The sequence below is a fragment of the Bartonella sp. HY406 genome, from assembly GCF_025449315.1.
Classification (GTDB): domain Bacteria; phylum Pseudomonadota; class Alphaproteobacteria; order Rhizobiales; family Rhizobiaceae; genus HY038.
Map to the genome: position 1 here is coordinate 259,822 of NZ_CP104893.1, position 16,754 is coordinate 276,575.

The following is a 16,754-nucleotide window of genomic DNA, read 5'->3' on the forward strand; positions in this document are numbered from 1 at the left end:
TAAAGATTTGTATTTTCTTAAAAATATTGCTACAAATTTTTTGTTGAATAAAGTTGCAGTTTGAGGAAACAGTTCAACTTGGAGGAGCCATTTTTTAATTCAACAAAATGTAATAAATTTGCAATAAGCAAGCGGTAACTCCAAGAGATTGAATGAGCCAAAATACATGGCTGGTCATATATTTTATGAGAATTTGGATCTAACTTTGGAGTAGGTTATGGGTTTTTTGGTTAAATTTGGTATTGCCGCAATTGTATCAGCGCTTTCAATGAGTACTGCATTTGCGCAAACAGAAATTACTTTTTGGCATTCAATGAGTGGTCAGCTCGGGCAGGAAGTTGAAAGCCTTGCCAATGATTTTAATAAAAGCCAGACAGAATATAAGGTTGTGCCATCTTTTCGCGGTGAATATGAAGAAAGCATGATTGCAACGATTGCTGCCTTTCGTGCTAAGCAACAGCCAGTACTCGTGCAAATTTACGAAGTAGGCACTGGCACGATGATGGCAGCTAAGGGCGCTGTTTATCCTGTATATAAATTGATGGAAGAAACCAAAGAGGCTTTTGATCCATCTGCTTATCTGCCTGTTGTTAGTGGCTATTATACCGATACTGACGGCAAAATGCTGTCTATGCCGTTTAATTCTTCAACACCTATCCTTTATTATAATAAAGACGTTTTTAAAAAGGCTGGACTTGATCCGGAAAAAGCACCAACAACTTGGGAAGACATTGAAGCTTTTTCTAAGAAAATTCTTGATTCAAAGGCAGCAAGTTGCGGCTTTACCATGACTTATGCTGCTCATTGGATTGGACTTGAGAATTTCTCGGCCTTGCATAATGTTCCTTATGGCACCAAAGAAAATGGCTTTGGTGGATTAGATGCAACTTTAACTTTTAATGGTGACTTGCAAGAGCGCCTATGGAAAGACCTGAAAAAATGGTCGGATAATGGCACTTTCCGTTATGGCGGTCCTGCTGGCGCTCTTGATTCTGCACCAATGTTTGTTGCACAAAATTGTGCCATGTTTATGCAATCATCGGGTTCGCGCGGCGGTATTGTCAAGCAAGCTAAGTTCGATGTGGGCTTTGGCATGTTGCCTTATTATGCTGATGTAAAAGGCGCTCCGCAAAACTCGATCATTGGTGGTGCATCGCTTTGGGTATTGCAAGGACATAAGGATGAGCAATATAAGGGCGCAGCCAAATTTTTAAATTTCTTGTCCTTGCCAGAAAATCAAGCGCGTTGGCACCAAAATACCGGCTATTTGCCAATTACCAAAGCAGCTTATGAGCTGAGCAAAAGCCAAGGTTTTTATGAAAAAAATCCCGGCACTGAAATAGCTATCAAGCAAATTAATTTAAATCCACCGACAGAAAATTCAAAAGGCGTGCGTTTTGGTAATATGCCACAAATTCGCTCTATCCTTGATCAGGAATTAGAAGCTGTCCTTAATGGGTCAAAGCAACCAAAGGCAGCGCTTGACGAGGCCGTTTCACGCGGCAATCAAATATTGCGTGAGTTTGAAGCTGCTAATCAATAGCTAGTAAGCGCATTTTAAAACCGAGGAAATGGCCATTTAAGGGCATTTCCTCTTTCATTTTTTTAGGCTGATTGGCCATACTTAAAATTTGGAAAAAAAGCACTATGCAAGAAAAACGGGTCTATTTTAAAAACAATACGCTGCCCTATTGGCTATTGGCACCGCAATTAGCGGTAACGTTTTTCTTCTTTTTATGGCCGGCTGCACAGGGTATAATTTCATCTTTCCAGCGTGAAGATCCATTTGGCTTTAAAACTGTATTTGTCGGCTTTGATAATTATATTCGCATTTTTTCAAGCCCTGCCTATTTCCATGCCATTTATGTGACTGTTATTTTTGCCGTATCGGTGACGGTACTTTCCATGGGAATATCGCTATTGCTTGCTGTTGCCGCCGATCGGGTTATTAAAGCAAAATCATTTTATACGACAATGCTCTTATGGCCTTATGCAGTTGCGCCGATCATTGCGGGTGTTTTGTGGTTGTTTCTTTTCCATCCAACCATTGGCACAATACCCTATTTATTACATTTTATTGATGTTAATTGGAACCATCGTGTAAATGGTACTCAAGCGATGATACTCATCATTATCGCTGCAAGTTGGAAGCAAATTTCTTATAATTTTTTGTTTTTTCTTGCCGGCTTGCAATCCATACCAAAATCTCAAATTGAAGCTGCTGCAATTGACGGGGCTGGGCCAATAAAACGTTTTTGGACTATTGTCTTTCCACAATTATCGCCAACAACTTTTTTCCTTTTAATTATTAATATAAATTATGTGATGTTTGATACTTTTGCAATTATCGATGGCACCACTCAAGGTGGACCGGCACAGGCAACCAATACTCTTGTCTATAAGGTTTTTGATGATGGTTATAAAAATCAAATGATCGGCGTTTCTGCTGCGCAATCAACCGTTTTGATGATTTTAGTTATTGCGCTTACTATTTTTCAATTCCGCTTTGTTGAGCGGCGTGTGCAGTATTAAGGAGTTCCATCATGGTAGAAAATCGACCTTTTATGGTGTTCCTTACTTATTTTATCCTCATTGTAGGTATCATTATTACCTGCTTTCCCGTTTATATTGCCATCATTGCGTCAACCCATGGTTCCGATGCATTTTCTACTGGCACATTACCGCTTTTGCCCGGTGGTCATGCTATTGAAAATTATACATTGGTGCTTGGCGACGGCATGACAAAAATGGGTTTACCAGCGGTGGCACCGCTATTAACGAATTCATTTATTATGGCAATGGGAATTTCAATTGGTAAAATTGCGATTTCGATCATTTCCGCCTATGCTATCGTCTATATGCGTTTTCCATTTCGTAAAACCGCTTTTGCATTGATTTTTGTAACTTTGATGCTGCCAGTTGAGGTGCGTATTGTGCCCACATTTAAAGTGGTTGCCGATTTGGGGCTGATTAATTCTTATGCGGGTATGATTATTCCGCTGATCGCTTCGGCTACAGCTACCTTTTTATTCAGACAGTTCTTTTTAACGGTACCCGATGAATTATTGGAAGCGGCGCGAATTGACGGGGCAGGACCATTTAAATTCTTTAAGGATATTTTATTGCCGCTAAGCCGGGTTAATTTGGCGGCATTATTTATTATTCAGTTTGTTTATGGTTGGGTGCAATATTTATGGCCGCTTATTGTCACTACTGACGCTAAATATCAAACAATTTTGGTGGTGATGCGCCAGCTTTTTGTGGAATCGGTACAATATGACCCCAAATGGAATATTTTAATGGCAGTTGCAGTGCTTGCCATGTTGCCGCCTATTATAGTGATTGTGTCGATGCAACGCTTGTTTGTTAAGGGCCTGATTGAAACGGAGAAATGAGATGGCTTCGATAAAGCTTTCTAACATAAAAAAACAATATGATAATGGCATTACCGTGATTGAAGGACTTAACCTATCAGTTAATGATGGTGAGTTAGTGGTTTTGGTTGGGCCCTCTGGCTGTGGCAAATCCACCTTATTGCGCATGGTGGCAGGTCTTGAGCAAATTAGCGGCGGTGAATTATATATTGGTGACAAGCTGGTTAATAATATCGAGCCAGCCGAGCGTGATATTGCGATGGTTTTTCAAAATTACGCGCTTTATCCGCATATGAGCGTGCGCGGTAATCTTGAATATGGTCTAAAAAATCGCAAAACGCCAAAGGATGAGCGTGATAGACGCATTATGGAAGCCGCCAAGATGCTAGAAATTGAACCGTTTTTAGATCGTAAACCCCGGCAATTATCGGGTGGTCAGCGTCAACGTGTGGCGATGGGGCGCGCTATTGTGCGCAAACCTAAATTATTTCTTTTTGATGAACCATTATCTAACCTTGATGCCAAATTGCGCGGTCAAATGCGCGTAGAGATTAAAACCTTGCAAAGGCGTTTAAAAACTACGAGCCTTTATGTAACCCATGACCAATTAGAAGCTATGACCTTGGCGGATAAATTGGTGGTGATGAATAAGGGTAAAATTGAGCAAATGGGCTTGCCAGTTGATATTTATGATAAGCCTAAAACCTTATTTGTGGCTAGTTTTATCGGTTCGCCGCAGATGAATTTTTTAGATCGGTCAGTGTTAAGCGCCATTGGTGGAGATGGCATGGTGTTTAGTAAAGAGGCCGATTATATTGGCTTTAGACCCGGCGCTGTGTCATTGGGTGAGCCCCGTCAAGATTGCCTCAATTTTAATGTTAAAATTTTGCTGGTGGAATTAATCGGTGCAGGTTGTCAAATTCTGGTTGAGTGGCAAGGGCAACAATTAACCATTGAATTGCCGGATCGTTTACAGCAAAATAATGAAGGGAATTTACAGTTTTCTGTGTCGCTCAAAGATCTTCACCCCTTTAATAAGCAAAGCGGTTTGCGGGTGGAGGATTAGGGGTAGAACCTATTAATTAAAAGAAACAAGCACATTAAACAGCAAAAATATATTCATTTTAAATTCAAAGGGGGGGAAGCGAAAAGTGGGTGGTATACCCATTTGAGCTTTCTGATGTAGTAGATTACAGCTGTTTTTGTGTCCTTTCAGGATATGTTAAATTTTTGCGATAACTTTGTCGAAGAGCCTTGATAATATTTATATTTCTCGGCGGCTCTTTTCGCATTTAACCTTTGGGTTCTCACAAAAATTTTCACCATCATTTCGTTTAAATTAATAGGCCCTGACCATAAGTCCCATAAATATTGCTTTCTAACCTTAATCTTATGATGAATATTATTCGAGTATTAAATTTATTGTATTTAGCGGGAGTATAAAATGCGGCATTATTTATTATTCATATTATTTATTCTATTATTAAGTGGTAATTTTGCAAATGCGGGAACCGAAAATAAAAAAATTGCTCTGTTCAACATATATGCAGGTGACGCTTGGCATCAGGCCATGCTTGAAAGTTTTACAAAAACTACAAATGAAGCGATTAAAAGTGGTATCATTGCAAAGGCCGATGTTTTTACAGTGCTTGCGGATAAAAAAAGTGAGCAAAAGGCGAAATTTCGGGATATTATTGCACAAGGTTATGATGCTATCATTATTGATGCGACCGCGCCTAGTTTTTTAAGCAAACCCGCCTCTTTGGGTGAATTAGTCACAGAAGCTTGTGCTGCTCATATAATTATTGTTTTTTTGGGTGCTACAATCAGTGAACCATGTGCATGGCAGGTTGTTTCTGATTTTGATGAAATTGGAGAGAAGCGTGTTGAATATTTTCGACAACACTTTTCTAATCACTTTAATTTTGTGTTTGTAACTGCTCCGCTCAATGATCCTATTGCCGAAGAAATTGAAAACGGTAGCATAGGTGGATTATCGAGATTTGTTCATTTTAAACCGGTCGCATCTGTCTTAGCAAGACAAGGTGAAGGTGAGACGCAAAAAGCAGTTAGTAATATTTTAACGGACTTGCCTTCTATTGACGCTGCACTTGTTTCGGGGGATTATGGCTATGAAGTTGCACAAGCCTTTCTTGCAGCAAAACGGCCACTACCAACTATCGTTATGTCGGGCAATCAAAATGAATTACAATTGTGGCAAGAGCAGCATAAACTCAATGGTTATGAAACAATTTCTATAAGTGCACCACCGGCGATTGTTGATGCAGCATTTTGGCTGGCTCAACATATTCTAGATGGTAAAAGCGCCGATAAGAAACGTTTATTTATTCCATATCTTAAAATTACCAGTGATGAATTGGACAATGTGTTAAAAACTATTCCAAAGGGTGGGGTTGCGAGTGGATCTTTTAGCCATAAAGAAACAGTTGAAATTATTGATGATGCAAATTCTTATGAAAAAGCCAAATGTTTTATGACGCGCACGTTTAGTAAAACACCAATGCGTGATCTTTATCGGTATTGCGATTAAAAGTTTTTCCAATATCTAATATCAATGTTTGTTGTTTCAATAGAATTAAGTACTTCTTGGCCTGACCCTAAGTCTCATATTTTTAAAATACCATGTTTACAATTTTCACCAATCAAAATTTTTTGGTAATATTTTTACGTGATGTTATATTACCTAAAAATATGCTTTACCAATTTCTACGCTTGTCGTGAGTGCATTTGTATCAATGATTGTATGGTGACTGTCTTTGATAATTTCTTCATCACCCAATAAAATAAGATTGTTTTCTATTTGTAAATATTGGGTTGGTTTTAAATGGATGGCACTTACTAAGCTACCTGATATTGTTAAGTAAATATCAATCGTGCGCCAACCTTGGTCAAAGATAAGTTCAACTTTACGATCATTATTGCTAAAAACAATAACCATTTGTAAGAGATCTTGATTAAAATAGAAATCTTACAAATGGGCGCAATCAAAAAATAGTGTCTCGTCTATTTTCCATAAATCAAGCGCGTGTAAAGCCATGATGGATCCTTATCAAGATAGGGCGAGGGAATATAACAGGACAGTCATTTTACTCTGCTTCATTCTTTTGCTTCTTCCTCGGGTCGCCCTCTGCCCACTCGCGCAAATATTCTTCACTTTGCATTTCAAAGAGGCGTGATGCGGTGCGCTCAAACTCGAATGTTTCAGTTGTATTAGAACGTCCTTCATAAAGCTTGTCAGCCGTAGCCGCCGCTGAGATAAAAAGCCGCGCATGATGGTCATACAGCGTATCAATAAATAAAATAAAGCGCTTGGTTTCATTGCGGCGCGTATCATCAAGTATTGGTACATTATCCATGAAAAATGTGCGATATTGTGCTGCAAGTGCCATATAGTCAAAGGCAGCAAGGGGCTTTGAACAAAGATCGAAAAATTCAAATCTTGCGCAATCCTTGGTCGCTTTGGGTATTTCCACCAAGTGGCCACGTACTGATATTTCGCTCGCCTCTGCTTTTTCATCACCGATGACATTTTGCCAAGCCGCATCCATTAATTTTTGCGCTTCATTGCCAAGTGGCGAAACATAAACTGGCTCACGGCCATTTTTTTCAAGGCGATAATCAGTTGGCGCATCAAGATTATAAACCTCGACTTGTTTTTTTAAAATTGCGATAAATGGCACAAATAATTGCCGATTTAAGCCATTGCGGTAAAGATTATCTGGCGCAACGTTTGAAGTTGCAATAAGGGTTACGCCCTTATCAAAAAGTGCAGTGAATAGGCGCCCTAAAATCATTGCATCGGCAATGTCGGTTACGGTAAATTCGTCAAAGCACAAGATATGAGCTTCTTTTGCCAAAGCATCAGCCACCACAGGAATTGGATCATTTTGTTTGGTTTCACCACGATTTAAAGCTTGGCGATGTTGGTTGATGCGGTCATGGACATCATTCATAAAGTCATTAAAATGGGCGCGTCTTTTATCACCTTGGGGCAAGCAGGAAAAAAATAAATCCATAAGCATGGTTTTACCGCGCCCAACTTCACCATAAATGTAAAGACCTTGAATGGGTTCTTGTGCGGCTTTGCGTTTGCCGAATAGCCAACCAAGTGGACTTGATTTGCGAGAAAGATTTTTTTCGCGCAAACGATCAATCAACTTATCAAATTCAGCCACCAACTTGACTTGCGCAGGATCTTCATTAATTTCCCCAGATGCAATAAGTGCCTTATAGCGATGACTAACCAAATCCATAAAATTCGACTCCACTAAGCTATTTTTGCTCACTTTAATTAACGCATTATGCGTTTTATTGTGTCAATCTATATATGAGCTAAAAAAACGTCTAAAGGCAAGTGTTTATAAGGTTTTTTGTTGCAAATGGTAAACATTCGCATCTCCCAGTAGCTTTTTTAAAAAATAGTCAAAACTGGTTTTAGCACAAAATGTCTTTGTTAATTGTTATGAGCTGTCGTTTAAAACCTACTTTGTTGGCGCAATCCGCATGGCAAGACCTTCAATGCGCTTGGCAGCTTCATCAATAAGTGTGATAAAAGCTTGTTCCTGCTGCGAAATATTGGAAGAAGTGTTTTCTTGCTCAGCAGTGAGCTGGGCATTCTGGTCTTCTAAATATTCGACACGCTTTTCAATTTCAGTCATTTCATCCATGACCATAATACCCGCCATGACCGATAGGCGATGATCGCCAATTTCACCAAATGATGATTTTAAATGGCTAATATAGCGATCAAGTCGGGCAGCTAAGCCCGCTAAATGTTCCTCTTGTCCCTCATCGCATGCCATACGATAGGTTTTGCCATCAATTGTGACCATCACTGTTGCCATGGTTTTAACTTTCCTATCGCTCGATAACTGCTCTAATGGTCTCCATTGCCGTGATCAGGCGGCGGGACACTTCCTTATTGGCTTGTTCAAGGCGCTCTCCGCGCGATTCAGCCCTGTCGAGTTCTTGCGCCAAGCGCGAGCGGTCGGCATTTAGCCGTTGCACTTCTTCCTCAAATTCTTGCATGTCGCTTTGTGCTTCAATACGAGCCTCGACGGCATTTTCAAGCATGTTAAGGGCACGCGACATATGCTCAAGCGCCTGTTCTAACGATGTATTGACTGCCATTGGCTTTTATACCCTATCTATTAAAGCATATGGATAAAAATCCATCTACCCTTTATTCTCGCTTTTATCACAATGTAATTTAAGTGATTTGCCCAATTTAAAATCACCTAAAGTTCTTTCATAATCGAATCATGCAAATTACGAAAGATGTTAATTTATTTTATTCCACTTATCTTTCAAATTGTCCGATATAATAATGGACTTTCATTGATTGTAGACGTTTTCTTATGAGTTTGGCATGAGTTTTTAAAACCGGCAATTGTGTTTTGCCAAAGGTTTAAAATAATTATTGAACGAAAGTTATAGGAGCAAATAATACACAAACTGTTATTGAAATAAGGTATATTTGTCGTTAATGTTGACTTAACCGCCCTAAGTGATATTTGTGGTTAAGTCTTTTTAAAAGGCGTGTTTACACCCATCCCGTCAATGCCAGATTAAGCGAAAAATAAGCTCATGACAAATTCAGAGAAACAAAACCAGATGGCCAATGCCATCCGCTTTCTTTCCATCGATGCCGTACAAAAAGCCAATTCTGGCCATCCCGGCCTACCAATGGGTGCGGCTGATATTGCCACCGTGCTTTATACCCAATTTATGTCACATGATCCTAAAAAGCCTCATTGGCCTAATCGCGATCGCTTTGTGCTTTCAGCCGGACACGGCTCTATGTTGCTTTATTCATTGCTTTATCTAACTGGCTATGAAGATATTTCAATTGAAGAAATTAAAAACTTCCGTCAATTGGGCGCTCGCACCGCTGGGCATCCTGAATATGGTCACGCTGCTGGTATTGAAACAACAACCGGCCCATTAGGTCAAGGTATTGCCAACGCCGTTGGCATGGCCCTTGGTGAACGTTTGATGAATGCGCGTTTTGGTGATCTTGTCGACCATTACACTTTTGCATTAGCAGGCGATGGCTGTTTGATGGAAGGTATTTCGCAAGAAGCAATTGCCCTTGCCGGTCATTTAAAGCTCAACAAGCTTATTTTACTATGGGATGATAATAATATTACCATTGATGGTAATGTAAATGTTGCTGACAATACTGATCAATTAGCGCGTTTTGCGGCTGTTGGTTGGGATACATTCTATGTTGATGGTCATGATCAACAGGCAATTGCTGATGCTATTGCAAAAGCTAAACAATCGGATAAGCCGAGCTTTATTGCTTGCAAAACTACCATTGGTTTTGGCTCGCCTCATATGGCTGGCACCAATAAGGTGCATGGTTCACCCCTAGGCGCAGAAGAAATTGCAGCAACTCGCAAAGCGCTTAATTGGACTGCCGAACCATTTATTGTGCCTGAAGATGTTTTGGATAGTTGGCGCTTGTCAGGTCTTAACTCGGCAAAGAAACACGTTGAGTGGACCAAGAAATATGAAGCGCTTGACGCCAATACTCGTGCAGAATTTGACCGTTTGATGCGTGGTGACTTGCCGGGCAATTTTGATGCGGCAATTGATGCTTATAAGCAAAAGCTAGCTAATGATCAGCCAAACGTTGCAACGCGTAAAGCGTCTGAAATGGCATTGGAAGTCATTAATGGTGTTGTGAATGAAACCATTGGTGGTTCGGCTGATTTGACTGGTTCAAACAATACTAAGACCAGCCAGACCAAAAGCATTACACCCGATGATTTTTCTGGCCGTTATATGCATTATGGCGTGCGTGAACATGCAATGGGCGCAATCATGAATGGTTTGGCACTATATGGTGGTATCATTCCTTATTCAGGCACATTCTTGTGCTTTGCCGATTATGCGCGCCCTGCAATGCGTTTATCATCACTTATGGGTATCCGCGTTATCTATGTGATGACCCATGATTCCATTGGTCTTGGTGAAGATGGTCCAACCCATCAGCCAGTTGAGCATCTTGCTTCCTTGCGCGCTATTCCAAATCATTTGGTTTTCCGCCCTGCTGATGTGACTGAAACGGTTGAATGCTGGCAATTAGCATTAAAATCCCACAAAGCTCCATCAACTATCGCGCTTACTCGTCAAAATTTGCCAAGTTTACGGAAAGAGTTTGATAGCGACAACCTTTGTGGTCTTGGGGCCTATGAGTTGGTAACTGCAAGCGATGAAGCAAAAGTTACCATTTTTGCCAGCGGTTCGGAAGTTGAAATTGCGGTTAATGCCCGTGATATTCTCGAAAAGCAGGGCATTGCAACTCGCGTTGTATCGGTGCCATGTTTTGAATTGTTCGAGCAACAATCACCATCCTATCGCAAGGCTTTGATTGGTTCAGCGCCGGTTAAAATTGCAGTTGAAGCGGCTATTCGCCAAGGTTGGGATAGCTTCATTGGCAATGATGGTATCTTTATTGGTATGCATGGCTTTGGTGCCAGTGGTCCAATTGAAGAACTCTATCCGCATTTTGGCATTACCAGCGATGCTGTTGTTGCTGCTGCAAAAGAAAAGCTTCAATAATTTCATCAAGCCGGCGGTTTTTTCCGCCGGCTTTTTTCTTATCCTTTATTAAAAGATATATTTTTTCAAGAATAGGTATAAATATTTGTTGCTAAAAAGAAATCGTCATTAATTGGCAAAGATTGGGCGTTAAGTTTAGATCATGCGTTCCAATGCCACAGATTAATATGGGATTATCGCTTTTAAAATTACCTTTTTTTGTATAAAATCACTATCGTATAAATTCACTTGGTATAGGCTTTAAAAGCCATATATTTAAATTATGCCAATAATCAGGAGAATACCCATGGCAGTACGTGTAGCTATTAATGGATTTGGCCGTATCGGACGCAATGTTTTGCGCGCAATTATCGAAAGCGGTCGTACCGACATCGAAGTTGTTGCCATTAATGATCTAGGTCCAGTTGAAACAAATGCCCATCTTCTCCGTTACGATTCTGTGCATGGTCGTTTTCCTGGTACTGTGACTGTTGCCGGCGATACAATTGATGCTGGTCGTGGCCCAATCAAGGTTTATGCCGTTCGTGACCCAAAAGAACTGCCTTGGGCTGAAAATAATGTTGATATCGCTCTTGAATGCACTGGTATTTTCACCGCACGCGATAAGGCTGCTATGCATCTTGAAGCTGGCGCAAAGCGCGTTCTTGTTTCGGCTCCTGCTGATGGTGCTGACCTTACGGTTGTTTATGGTGTAAACCATGATAAGCTAACAGCAGATCATAAGGTGGTTTCTAATGCATCTTGCACCACCAATTGCTTGGCACCTGTTGCTAAAGTGTTGAATGATGCAATTGGCATTGAAAAGGGTTTCATGACCACCATCCATTCTTATACGGGTGATCAGCCAACCTTGGACACAATGCATAAGGATCTTTATCGCGCTCGTGCGGCTGCCTTGTCAATGATCCCAACCTCAACTGGTGCTGCTAAGGCTGTTGGTCTTGTATTGCCTGAACTTAAAGGTCTGCTTGATGGCGTTGCTATTCGCGTACCAACTCCTAATGTTTCTGTAGTGGACCTTACTTTCATTGCTAAACGTGCGACATCAGTTGAAGAAATCAATGATCTTATCCGTAATGCAGCCAATGGCCAGCTTAAAGGTATTTTAGGCTTTACTGATGAAAAATTGGTAAGCCATGATTTCAATCATGATCCACATTCTTCAGTGTTCCACACCGATCAGACCAAGGTAATGGAAGGTACAATGTGCCGTATTCTTACTTGGTATGATAATGAATGGGGCTTCTCAAACCGTATGAGTGATACAGCTGTTGCTTTGGCAAAGACCATTTAATGCTGATGCGCTTATCCTTTAAGATTAGCGCGTGAATATTATAACGCCATGCATTTTCAGCTGGAAAATGTGTGGCGTTTTGTTTTTTAAAGTGTTTTAGGGCGGCGTGCCCAAGCTATTTAATGCATTTAACTAAATGCAATGAGGAGAAGATAAGTGGCATTTAAAACTTTAGATGATGTTGATGTAAAATCAAAACGCGTTCTCTTGCGCGTCGATTTGAATGTACCTGTAAGTGATGGCAAGGTAAGTGATGTTACCCGTATTGAGCGGGTTAAACGCACGATAACCGAACTATCTGACCATGGTGCGAAAGTGATTTTGCTTGCTCATTTTGGGCGTCCCAAAGGTAAAGTCGTTGCTGAAGATTCCTTGAAGCAGATTATTTCTGCCGTTGAAGGTGTTTTAGGACAAAAAGTTGCTTTTGCAGATGATTGCATTGGCGAGCAAGCTAAAAAAGCCGTAGATGCAATGAAAGATGGCGATGTTCTTTTGCTTGAAAATACCCGCTTTCATGCCGGTGAAGAAAAAAACGATCCTGAATTTGTTAAAGCTTTGGCAGCTAATGGCGATATTTACGTCAATGATGCGTTTTCCGCCGCTCACCGTGCCCATGCTTCCACTGAAGGTCTTGCCCATGTCTTGCCAGCCTATGCGGGCCGCGCAATGCAGGGCGAATTGGAAGCCTTGGAAAAAGGTTTGGGGCAACCTAAAAAGCCAGTTGTCGCAATTGTTGGTGGAGCCAAGGTTTCAACCAAGATTGACCTTTTGAACAATCTTATTGATAAGGTTGATGCGTTGGTTATTGGCGGCGGTATGGCCAATACATTTTTGGCAGCCCAAGGCTATAGCGTCGCAAAATCTCTTTGCGAACATGAACTTGGTGATACGGCGCGTGCTATTATGGTTAAGGCCGAAAAGCAAAATTGTGCGATTATTCTACCGATTGATGCGGTTGTTGCAAGTCGGTTTGAAGCTAATGCTGACCATCACAATTACGGCATTGATGCAATACCAGCAGGCGGCATGATTTTGGATGCTGGCGATAATTCGATTGAGCGTATCAATGCGGTTATTGATGAAGCCTCCACCGTGGTGTGGAATGGCCCACTTGGTGCGTTTGAATTAACGCCTTTTGATCATGCAACCGTTGAAGTTGCAAAACGCGTTGCCGAGCGTACGAAACTAGGCAAGCTTGTTTCGGTGGCGGGCGGCGGCGATACAGTGTCAGCACTTAATCATGCTGGCGTTGCTGATAAGTTTACCTATATTTCAACCGCTGGCGGAGCTTTCCTTGAATGGATGGAAGGCAAGCCGCTTCCAGGTGTTATTGCGCTAGAAAAATAAAGATTAAACACCAAGGCAATGCTCGTTACCAAGTTTTTTGGTATCTAGGCATTGCCTTATGAAAGCATATTTGTTCTGCCTATCATTACCAAAATCATATAATTAACTCTTATAGGAAGCCGTGAATGAGCGAACGTATAGCCGATATTGCCAAAAAATTGGTGGCCACTGGCAAGGGTATTCTTGCGGCCGATGAAAGCAACAGCACAATTAAAAAGCGCTTTGATGCTATTCATCTTGAATCAACAGAAGAAAATCGCCGTGACTATCGCGAAATGTTATTTTCCGACAAAGATGCGATGGAAAATTATATTTCTGGCGTTATTCTTTATGATGAAACTATTCGTCAAAAGGCTTCAAACGGTCAAATGTTGACCGATCTCATCAAGGCAGCGGGATCAATTCCTGGCATCAAGGTGGATGAGGGGGCAAAGCCACTCGCACTTTTTGCTAATGAAACGATTACCGAAGGGCTGGATGGTTTACGCAATCGCTTGCAAGAATATTATCAATTGGGCGCGCGCTTTGCCAAATGGCGAGCGGTAATTGCTATAGATAGCAAAAGCCTACCAAGCCGTGGAGCAGTGTTACAAAATGCACAAGCTTTGGCACGCTATGCAGCACTTTGCCAAGAAAATAATATAGTACCAATCGTCGAGCCAGAAGTGCTCATGGATGGCGTGCCGGGGGATCACTCGATTGAACGCTGCTATGAAGTAACCAAATTTGTACTTCAACAAGTTTTCATCGCTTTAAATGACGCAAATATTGCCTTAGATGGTATGATATTAAAACCTAATATGATTATTGATGGCAAAAAAGCCCGTAAAGCATCGGTTGAAGATGTTGCGCTAAAAACCGTGCAGTGTCTTAAAGAAACCGTGCCAGCGAGCGTTGCAGGTATTGCGTTTTTATCAGGCGGGCAGGGTGACGTTGAGTCAACAGCCCATCTTAATGCCATGAATGCAATTGGAAATTTACCTTGGCCACTTAGTTTTTCGTATGGTCGCGCTTTGCAAGCAGCAGCAATTAAAGCTTGGGATGGAAAGGCGCAAAATGTGTTTGCTGGTCAAAACGCCTTTACCCACCGCGCCAAAATGAACTCCCTTGCTTCATTGGGTAAGTGGAGTGAAGCAGCTGAAAGTGATAAATAAGCAAAAATAACTGGGTTGAATTTTGGAAATACAGTGTTTAGCTTTTAAAAGCGCTGTTCTCAAACGGCGCTTTTTATTTAAAAAATCGTATTTTTGAGGGGGTAAACTAAACGCAGGACTTATTTTTACTCTCGGAAAGGATCCTCTTTTACCAATACAAGCCAATCAACATTGTCCAATTTGAAACGTCCTGCTTCACTAAAACCTATCTTTTCGTGGGCTTTTAATGACGCAATATTGTCAAGATTAATAAATGCTATAGGCTTTCCCGTATTTAAAGAGCAAATCTTGTCGCATAATTTGGCAAGAAGTCCTTGGCCACGATAATTTTCGTCAATACAAACAGGACCGTAGAACCAATCATCTTGGGTTAAATTAGGATAAAGCTCTACAATTTTTTTAGCAACAGGTGGCAAGCTTTCAGAACTTACCGAGAAACTAAAAACAACACCGGCAACCTTATCACTTTCTTGCGCGATAACTGTGTTTAGGCTGGTTTTGAACATGCCTTCAACTTTTTTTAGTGGATATTCGCCAAAAAGCCCACCATGATTGGATTGGGCATTTTTTTGCAATAATGGTGCCACATGCTCGCAATCTGCAAGGACCATTTTACGTGTAGTAATATTCATTTTTTGCCCTCATTGTAATTTATGATATTTAAAAACAATATATGGATTGTACAAAATATATTTACATTACCTTGTTTATACACCACTCACTCCAGAAATTGAAATGGTAAAGCTATAGTTATGGGCTGTGGTTGTTTTTGATTCATATTGTGAAAAAACAAATGCGCTGATTTTTAAAAAAATATCTCTAAATTTTATGCAAGTTTTTAAAATAGCGGCAGTAAAAATCAAAATATGGAATGAGGCGAAGATAAAAATTTCGCATATATAGGCGTGTAGAACGAAGCCTATCCATCATTATTGATCTTTAAATTCCAATTAATTTATCACTCAAAAATGCCGCTTTTGTGTTATACAACTTTAGCAAGAACATTATTCATATTAATATAGTTTCAAGTTTTTATTGTTACATGAGCGTTACAAAAATAGCATTGGCTTATGCCCCAAATTTATCCCTTGCTGTTTGGCAGAGCACTATTGATAATAGGGGCGCTAACTATAAATATAAAGAAAGGTTTAATTGAGTGAATTATTAATATGGAGCATGAGCAATTAATAATTCCTTGTTAAAGAGATTATAATTATTATATCATAATATATAAAATTAATATGTAAGAGGACCGCGTGGACGATCGTCAAAATAGCGATAGCAGTATTTTTTCAACAAGTGTCAAAAAGGATAGTGTCTTTTTGGCAGCTATGAAGCATTCCAGTAGGGTAAAATATATTAAAATTCTTTTACCGATTATTGCTGTGATGATTGCTGCGGTTTTTGCATGGTTTACATTTTTTGCCGCCCGTCCAACAGCGGATGTTGTTGCGCTTAATACTGATGGCAACGACAAACTTGTCATGACTAGCCCAAAAATTGAAGGCTATTCAAAAAGCCAAAAGCCTTACTCATTCAATGCTAGTCGCGCAGTGCAAGATCCACTAAAACCAGGCCTGATTGAGCTTGAGGATATTACCGCTAAAATGCCACTTGGCGAACGGGCCGAAGCTGAGGTATCTGCCATTGGTGGGATTTATGATAGTATTAATGGTCGTATGGTGCTTGAAAAACCTTTTACGGTTACAACCAGTGATGGTGTCAATGCAAGTTTTAAGTCAGCGGATATCAACATTGAAACAAGCCAATTAACCACAAATGAACCAGTGGAAATAATTCGCGACAGAGAACATTTGACGGCTGATAGTTTAAGTATTAAAGAAAATGGACAGGTCTTTATATTCAACGGCAGAGTCCAACTGGTTATTGCGCCGCAAGAAGCAGATAATAAAACACAATAACACTAAGTTATGGAACACCAAGTTATGGAACATCAAAATATGGGTGGTTCGTGCCCAGTGAAGGAGCGTCAAA

15 protein-coding genes are annotated in these 16,754 nt (G+C 40.5%); 10 read left to right on the top strand and 5 right to left on the bottom strand.

Going from position 1 to position 16,754, the window contains the following annotated elements:
* Positions 1 to 217: 217 nt before the first annotated feature.
* From ugpB to N6B01_RS01015, 5 genes are all read left to right on the top strand, one after another.
* Positions 218 to 1,543, top strand: a complete 1,326-nt coding sequence (gene ugpB, locus N6B01_RS00995) for a sn-glycerol-3-phosphate ABC transporter substrate-binding protein UgpB (RefSeq protein WP_262079490.1) — start codon at positions 218 to 220, stop codon at positions 1,541 to 1,543.
* A 104-nt stretch (positions 1,544 to 1,647) separates the two neighbouring features.
* Positions 1,648 to 2,532: a sn-glycerol-3-phosphate ABC transporter permease UgpA gene (gene ugpA, locus N6B01_RS01000; protein ID WP_262079492.1), complete on the top strand. Its 885-nt coding sequence runs from the start codon at positions 1,648 to 1,650 to the stop codon at positions 2,530 to 2,532.
* 11 nt (positions 2,533 to 2,543) lie between these two features.
* A complete protein-coding gene (gene ugpE / locus N6B01_RS01005; RefSeq protein ID WP_262079493.1) occupies positions 2,544 to 3,395 on the top strand; it encodes a sn-glycerol-3-phosphate ABC transporter permease UgpE in 852 nt (283 codons plus the stop codon).
* A 1-nt stretch (position 3,396) separates the two neighbouring features.
* Positions 3,397 to 4,440 (top strand): sn-glycerol-3-phosphate ABC transporter ATP-binding protein UgpC, encoded by a 1,044-nt coding sequence (gene ugpC / locus N6B01_RS01010; protein ID WP_262079494.1) that lies wholly within the window; start codon positions 3,397 to 3,399, stop codon positions 4,438 to 4,440.
* Between the two features lie 378 nt (positions 4,441 to 4,818).
* Complete coding sequence (locus N6B01_RS01015; protein ID WP_262079495.1) at positions 4,819 to 5,925, top strand: substrate-binding domain-containing protein; 1,107 nt, start codon at positions 4,819 to 4,821, stop codon at positions 5,923 to 5,925.
* Positions 5,926 to 6,078: 153 nt separating this feature from the next.
* Here the strand turns inward: N6B01_RS01015 and N6B01_RS01020 are convergent, their stop codons facing one another.
* The 4 genes from N6B01_RS01020 to N6B01_RS01035 form a co-directional block, all read right to left on the bottom strand.
* The gene (locus N6B01_RS01020; RefSeq protein WP_262079496.1) at positions 6,079 to 6,333 is read right to left on the bottom strand and encodes a hypothetical protein; all 255 of its coding nucleotides are present in this window, start codon (positions 6,331 to 6,333) and stop codon (positions 6,079 to 6,081) included.
* Between the two features lie 148 nt (positions 6,334 to 6,481).
* Positions 6,482 to 7,648: a cell division protein ZapE gene (zapE, locus tag N6B01_RS01025; RefSeq protein ID WP_262079498.1), complete on the bottom strand. Its 1,167-nt coding sequence runs from the start codon at positions 7,646 to 7,648 to the stop codon at positions 6,482 to 6,484.
* Between the two features lie 228 nt (positions 7,649 to 7,876).
* Complete coding sequence (locus N6B01_RS01030; RefSeq protein WP_182418496.1) at positions 7,877 to 8,239, bottom strand: cell division protein ZapA; 363 nt, start codon at positions 8,237 to 8,239, stop codon at positions 7,877 to 7,879.
* 13 nt (positions 8,240 to 8,252) lie between these two features.
* The gene (locus N6B01_RS01035) at positions 8,253 to 8,525 is read right to left on the bottom strand and encodes a DUF4164 domain-containing protein (protein WP_182418497.1); all 273 of its coding nucleotides are present in this window, start codon (positions 8,523 to 8,525) and stop codon (positions 8,253 to 8,255) included.
* 456 nt (positions 8,526 to 8,981) lie between these two features.
* Here N6B01_RS01035 and tkt point away from each other — a divergent pair, with 456 nt between their 5' ends.
* The 4 genes from tkt (at position 8,982) to N6B01_RS01055 (ending at position 14,759) form a co-directional block, all read left to right on the top strand.
* Positions 8,982 to 10,964, top strand: coding sequence for a transketolase (gene tkt / locus N6B01_RS01040; RefSeq protein ID WP_262079501.1), 1,983 nt, complete (start codon positions 8,982 to 8,984; stop codon positions 10,962 to 10,964).
* A 286-nt stretch (positions 10,965 to 11,250) separates the two neighbouring features.
* A complete protein-coding gene (gap, locus tag N6B01_RS01045) occupies positions 11,251 to 12,258 on the top strand; it encodes a type I glyceraldehyde-3-phosphate dehydrogenase (protein ID WP_182418499.1) in 1,008 nt (335 codons plus the stop codon).
* A 156-nt stretch (positions 12,259 to 12,414) separates the two neighbouring features.
* Positions 12,415 to 13,605, top strand: a complete 1,191-nt coding sequence (locus N6B01_RS01050) for a phosphoglycerate kinase (protein WP_262079503.1) — start codon at positions 12,415 to 12,417, stop codon at positions 13,603 to 13,605.
* A 125-nt stretch (positions 13,606 to 13,730) separates the two neighbouring features.
* Entirely contained in the window at positions 13,731 to 14,759 is a 1,029-nt protein-coding gene (locus tag N6B01_RS01055) for a class I fructose-bisphosphate aldolase (protein WP_262079504.1), read from the top strand.
* A gap of 125 nt (positions 14,760 to 14,884) precedes the next feature.
* Here N6B01_RS01055 and N6B01_RS01060 read toward each other — a convergent pair whose 3' ends face one another.
* Entirely contained in the window at positions 14,885 to 15,391 is a 507-nt protein-coding gene (locus N6B01_RS01060) for a GNAT family N-acetyltransferase (protein ID WP_262079505.1), read from the bottom strand.
* Positions 15,392 to 16,015: 624 nt separating this feature from the next.
* Here N6B01_RS01060 and lptC point away from each other — a divergent pair.
* Complete coding sequence (gene lptC, locus N6B01_RS01065) at positions 16,016 to 16,681, top strand: LPS export ABC transporter periplasmic protein LptC (protein ID WP_262079507.1); 666 nt, start codon at positions 16,016 to 16,018, stop codon at positions 16,679 to 16,681.
* The last annotated feature ends 73 nt before the right edge of the window (positions 16,682 to 16,754 follow it).